The organism is Roseateles sp. P5_B10, from assembly GCF_056400485.1.
Window position 1 is genome coordinate 1 of sequence record NZ_JBFULE010001115.1, and the last position, 1,355, is coordinate 1,355.

At 50.0% G+C, this 1,355-nt stretch carries 2 protein-coding genes; both read left to right on the top strand.

Annotated features, from left to right (window positions below; translation table 11 throughout):
• Nucleotides 1-148 precede the first annotated feature (148 nt).
• Nucleotides 149-634 (top strand): hypothetical protein, encoded by a 486-nt coding sequence (locus AC1DU6_RS31310; protein WP_457325775.1) that lies wholly within the window; start codon nt 149-151, stop codon nt 632-634.
• Nucleotides 621-1,355 (top strand): hypothetical protein (locus AC1DU6_RS31315; protein WP_477862042.1); only part of this gene is annotated, 735 nt, incomplete at its 3' end. The genes AC1DU6_RS31310 and AC1DU6_RS31315, both read left to right, overlap by 14 nt.

Below are 1,355 nucleotides of genomic sequence, written 5' to 3' on the forward strand. Positions count from 1 at the left end.
AACTGTAGTTGCGCATTCGCTCGCACGCTATCCATGCATACACCTGCCCCTACCAGCTTTGTACGGCGCCGTGTGATGACGCAAGGGCGGCAAGGGGCGATGATCAACAGCGTTGCATCTTCAATGGCAATCAGCCTACTTGGATCCTATGACTGACCACTTCCAAGACGAGACCGTCATGCGAGTTTCCTCAGTAGAGGACGACGCCGCATATCGCGCTTTTTCTGCACGTTCCTCTGAGGGAATAAGCCTCGTTCCAAATCATGAGGGCCACATGGAAGCGGACGTAAGCGACTTCGTCAAATGGCTTCGCAAGGATCATCCAGATCTATCCGTTATTTACCCCGAGCGTACAACTAAGCTGGTATTGCACGGCGCTGATGTTTGGCTGCCTCTCGTATTCGTAGCGGGCGACACAGCGGTTCAAGTATTTCTGAACATGCTAGCCAGCTATCTCTACGATAAAGCAAAGGGTGCGCTACGAAACGACAATCCGAAAGTCCACGTATCGGTGATGTATCAGAACAAACGCGAGGGCATCACCAAGAAATTTGATTTTACCGGCGATGCTGAGGCCTTAGGAAAAGCGGTTAAGCGCTTTGACCTAAACAATTTCTTCGATGAATCCCCTTAATTCGCCAATCGGACTCACCCTTCTAGGCGAATTTCAACGGCCGCTGAGAGAATTCATTCGAGCGGTGGAAGCATCGCCTCGGATCGACCGCTCACCGGATTTAACACCCATCCGAGAACGGATTATTCATGAGCGCAACGCTCACAGCGAAGATAAAACGGACGACGCACTTAATGATCTATACATCCCAAATGTATACCTAAACTTTTTTGAATCGTACGGCCTTTTTTGGCGCAAGATAGCATTCAATCACTATTCCAAGTCCTGGGACGATCTTCAGAATGCATTCGATGCACTCCGTTTGATATACCAATTCTCCGCCATTAAAATAACGACGCTAGAGCATCAGCTGTACGCCATCGAAGAACTCTATCCGTATAAGCTATTCTGCAGTATCGGCGCAGTCGTAGAAAGTTTTGAATGCAGCATCTGTGGCAAGGACATAGATGGCATGGATTGCAGCCACCGTAGAGGTCAACTGTATCGGGGCCAGAGAGCGGTCGCCATTGCGAAGAACATCAAACACCTTGATCACATCGCGCTTGTAAAAAATCCGGTCGATAAGCGCTGCGTGATCAGCTACGACGACAAAGCGCCCGCTTTTGATGGCGTTCGCGCTTTAGCCGACTTTATTTCAAACGGGAAATTCCAGATTTCTCAGTTTGTCGGCGTGCGCTGGAGTAAACGGCAGGTATTGGACGTGGGAGTGCGCGGCCTGGGT

Bases quoted from the DNA above. Each gene is read 5' to 3' on its own strand.
- AC1DU6_RS31310 (WP_457325775.1), top strand. From the start codon at position 149: ATGACTGACCACTTCCAAGACGAGACCGTCATGCGAGTTTCCTCAGTA.